Below are 3566 nucleotides of genomic sequence, written 5' to 3' on the forward strand. Positions count from 1 at the left end.
TCTCTTTCAGTATTATTGTTTCTTGTCATCATTATCCATCACCTCTAAAATATCTATTAATAAATATTTTAAATAAAAAAAGACTGTATGCAAACTCGATTTTATCGAGTTTGTCTACAGTCTGAGCAACCATAATAACTATGGTTACTCTATATCACTTATAATTTTATATCAATATTTCCACCTAAATGCGGTTGTGCAGCATGTTGAATTGCTGATGCGTTAGTTGTGCTTAATAATGTTTGCAGCGCATCTCCTTGCTGCTCTGCATTCCCCATTGACATTTTCATAACAGATAATGATGCTTGTTGCTGGACCTTTCCTTGACTAAGGGCCATTGACATTAATGCGATATCCATACAGACACGTCCTATCTATTAAAATACTATTTAATGCAAAACATAGGTTTTTATATTTGTTTGCATTGAAGCCTTCCAATTCAGAAACGCAGGAATTAACTGATGCTTCATGAAAAGAGATTGTTCAAAGCTTGTGTTACATCTTAATTCATCTTCAAGCAATTCGATAATTTCATCAAATTTATGTATCGAATGAAGAAGGCATTTATCATTATGAAACGTTTTTTCTAATAGAGTACGAGAGGAATCAATATAATAGAATGCAATAAGTATGTCTTTAAATACTTGATTGTTTTCAATATTTTCTATCTCCATAAAACTATTTAGAATATAATCAAAGCCTTCTTCAATCGTATCCAAAAGATGGTAATAGTATTGGAGAAACTCAACATCCTGCTCCGTCAGTGATATCACGTATATCACCTATTTTCGCTTGTCATAATACATACCGTCTGATACTGATAGATGTTGGTATGGGTTAGTATATTGATTATTCGACGTTTTTGTCTTCTTCAATTGCATCATATCTTGTTGAATTTGCTTTTGGATCATCTTAAAATTTTTTATAATTGTCTCATTCCAACTAATAATTTTATTCGCAAGCTCTTTCTCTTTCCCAGTTACAGGCTTTTCTACTCCGGCCATCACATACTCTCGTTCAGATAGCAATAACGTGATTTTTTCAATAAAATCATCTCGATTATCCTTAGGAATCGGATTTTCAACAAGCTGAACAAGTTGCTCAGTAATTTGATAGACGTCTTGAATTGAACTCACTATGCTTGTCCACCTTGACCATACTGCTGCTGACGGTTAATTTGGATGACTTGCTTCCATGTATCTCGGAATTCGACAACATAATTTTCTACTTCTTGCAAAATCTCTTTATCATTTTTTATGTTTGCTTCAATTAAACGATGATTCATATATTCATACATCACTTCAAATTTTTTAGCGACCTCATAATCTTTATTTAACGTGATCATAAGCTCAGTAATGATTTTTTGTGCCTTTTGGATATTTGTATTCTTTTCTTGAATATTAGAAGCATCAATCGCTTGTGATGCCTGGTTAATAAATTTAATACATCCATTGTATAGCATTAACGTAAGTTCACCTGGCGATGCTGTTGTAATTGAATTTTGTTGATAGGCTGCATACGGATTATTAATAGCCACTTAAGACACTCCTTTGTTTTTAAGCAAATTGTTGCATTAGGTATGTTGATTGTGAATTTGCTTGTTGAATTGCTTTTTCCATTGCTGTAAATTGACGCCAATAGCGATCCTCAATTTGAAGGAGACGAGCCTCAAAACGGGTAATTTGTGAATCGATATCCACGATATTACGACCAATTGAAAATTGCTGGTTTGTTGAAGTCGCCTTACCAGCTTTTTCCTCAATACTTTTTACTGTTTCACTGATAATTGAACGAAGACGGTTTGTAATTCCCATCTCTGATGATACTGTACTATTCTTCGTTGTTGTCGTACCATCTGCTCCAGTTGTTGTGACTTTAGTTGAACCACTAAAAAGTTGGAATACCGCTTCTGGATCTTTTTCGATTGCGGCTCTTAGCTTTGTTTCATCAATTGTCAATTTCCCGTTATCTCTAAAATTACTTGATGTTGTAATTCCGATTTGAGCAAGTTGGTTCAGTTCACTATTTGCGCCTGTTCCATTATATGGAGAATACATAGATGTACGCATTTTTGTTAACGCACCTGACAAAATTGAATCATTTTTAAGAAGACCACTTTTCGCCTTATCTTCCCAAAGCTCAATTTGCTTGTCAGTCATCGACTCTTTTTCTTCATTAGATAATGGCTGATAGCTGCGATAACGTGTTTCACTTATTTCACCGTTGATTTTTTCAATCATTTCATTGTATTTGTTAACAAATTGGACGATTTTATCAACCATGTTATCAGTGTCAGTTGCAACGGAGATTCTTGCTGTTTTTCCATCTGTTACGTCGTTGAGTGTGTAGTTTACATTGTTAATTGTGAATGTGTTGCTTGAGCGTGTTGTTTCTAAGCCGTTGATGTTAAATTTTGCATCAGTTCCTGCCGTGGTAGGAGCTAATTCTTTTGTAGTCGGATCAATGGAATCAGTAGGAAATCCTAACGATTTAAATAGATCTAATGCATCTGTATCCATTAATTTTATTGATGCATTTGCACCAGTGTCATTTTTGGACAAGACTACTTTTCCATTTTCAGCAAAAGCCGTAACACCTAAGTCCTTATTACTTGATAATTGCTTTAATACATCCTCTAGAGTTGCTCCAGCTTTAATTGTAAGCTTAACATCCTTAACCGTTCCATCACCATTTGTTACCTGTAATTCGATTTCAGTATCGGTTGAAGAAGCTGTGTAACTAGATGTATCAGAAACCCAGTTGGCAGACGTTGCAAGCTGACTTACACTAATACTTGTCGATACATTCCCAGCCGCAGTATTAGCTGTTGCAGTTACTGCATCCGACATAGTACTTGTAACAGTCTTCTTAAGAAAATCCTTTTGAAGTGTCATATTATCAAAAATATACTTATCGAAATCACTTAAAAGGGTATTCATGCTGCGATAGTCATCACGTTGCCATTCTAAAATTTGCTTCTTTTGCGTTAATTTGTCGAGTGGAATTCGTTCTGCTTTCATTAAATCACTTACAAGCGTATCAATATCCATTCCACTTGCTAATCCACCAATACGAGTTACCATGTCTCATCACCTCTATATCTTTTTATCAAACAGAAGTCCCATAAACTCTGTCATTTTCGCATAAATATCTAATATTTTCTTCGATGGGATTTCCCTTACTACTTCATTCGTTTGATTATCTACTACTGTTACATAATATTCGTTCAATTCTTCATGAAGCTCGAATTTTATATGTGTGTTTGCAGGTTGCAGAAAGTCGTTCATACTTTTTACAACCTTTTCTAAATCCGCTTCACTTTGAGTGAATTGATTCTCTTGCACAGTGCTTGTCTCTATATGTTCTTTTTCAGCAGTTTTGTATGTTTGATCTAAGTTGTGAAGTGTTGGCTGTGAAGCAATTTTAGCGACAGACATAAATAAACACTCCTCTTAAATATGTTCTAATTCTTATATCGGACTATCTTCTAAGAAGTTTAATCCGTCTTTTCAGATTTATCCTTTTAATAGAAAAAATGTGCTTAATATCTATATTATCGAAAATAC

At 34.2% G+C, this 3566-nt stretch carries 6 protein-coding genes; all 6 read right to left on the bottom strand.

From position 1 onward, the window contains the following. Positions 1-158 precede the first annotated feature (158 nt). From HU235_RS19010 to flaG, 6 genes are read right to left on the bottom strand one after another with little or no spacing between them, the layout of a single operon-like run. The gene (locus tag HU235_RS19010) at positions 159-359 is read right to left on the bottom strand and encodes a YjfB family protein (protein WP_174881234.1); all 201 of its coding nucleotides are present in this window, start codon (positions 357-359) and stop codon (positions 159-161) included. A 30-nt stretch (positions 360-389) separates the two neighbouring features. Beyond that, entirely contained in the window at positions 390-773 is a 384-nt protein-coding gene (locus HU235_RS19015) for a hypothetical protein (RefSeq protein WP_145581240.1), read from the bottom strand. Between the two features lie 9 nt (positions 774-782). Further along, positions 783-1136, bottom strand: coding sequence for a hypothetical protein (locus tag HU235_RS19020; protein ID WP_174881235.1), 354 nt, complete (start codon positions 1134-1136; stop codon positions 783-785). Next, positions 1136-1537: a flagellar export chaperone FliS gene (fliS, locus tag HU235_RS19025; RefSeq protein WP_145581242.1), complete on the bottom strand. Its 402-nt coding sequence runs from the start codon at positions 1535-1537 to the stop codon at positions 1136-1138. Before fliS ends, HU235_RS19020 begins: the two co-directional genes overlap by 1 nt. A 19-nt stretch (positions 1538-1556) precedes the next feature. After that, positions 1557-3083 carry a flagellar hook-associated protein 2 gene (locus tag HU235_RS19030; RefSeq protein WP_174881236.1) on the bottom strand — a complete coding sequence of 509 codons (1527 nt, stop codon included), beginning with the start codon at positions 3081-3083 and terminating at the stop codon, positions 1557-1559. Positions 3084-3095: 12 nt separating this feature from the next. Beyond that, on the bottom strand, positions 3096-3437 hold the full coding sequence (flaG, locus tag HU235_RS19035) for a flagellar protein FlaG (protein ID WP_174881237.1): 342 nt from the start codon (positions 3435-3437) through the stop codon (positions 3096-3098). Positions 3438-3566: the final 129 nt, after the last annotated feature.

Source organism: Metabacillus niabensis, assembly GCF_902829255.1.
In the GTDB taxonomy this organism is placed as follows: domain Bacteria; phylum Bacillota; class Bacilli; order Bacillales; family Bacillaceae; genus Metabacillus; species Metabacillus niabensis.

Bases quoted from the DNA above. Each gene is read 5' to 3' on its own strand.
- HU235_RS19010 (WP_174881234.1), bottom strand. From the start codon at position 359: ATGGATATCGCATTAATGTCAATGGCCCTTAGTCAAGGAAAGGTCCAG.
- HU235_RS19030 (WP_174881236.1), bottom strand. From the start codon at position 3,083: ATGGTAACTCGTATTGGTGGATTAGCAAGTGGAATGGATATTGATACG.
- flaG (WP_174881237.1), bottom strand. From the start codon at position 3,437: ATGTCTGTCGCTAAAATTGCTTCACAGCCAACACTTCACAACTTAGAT.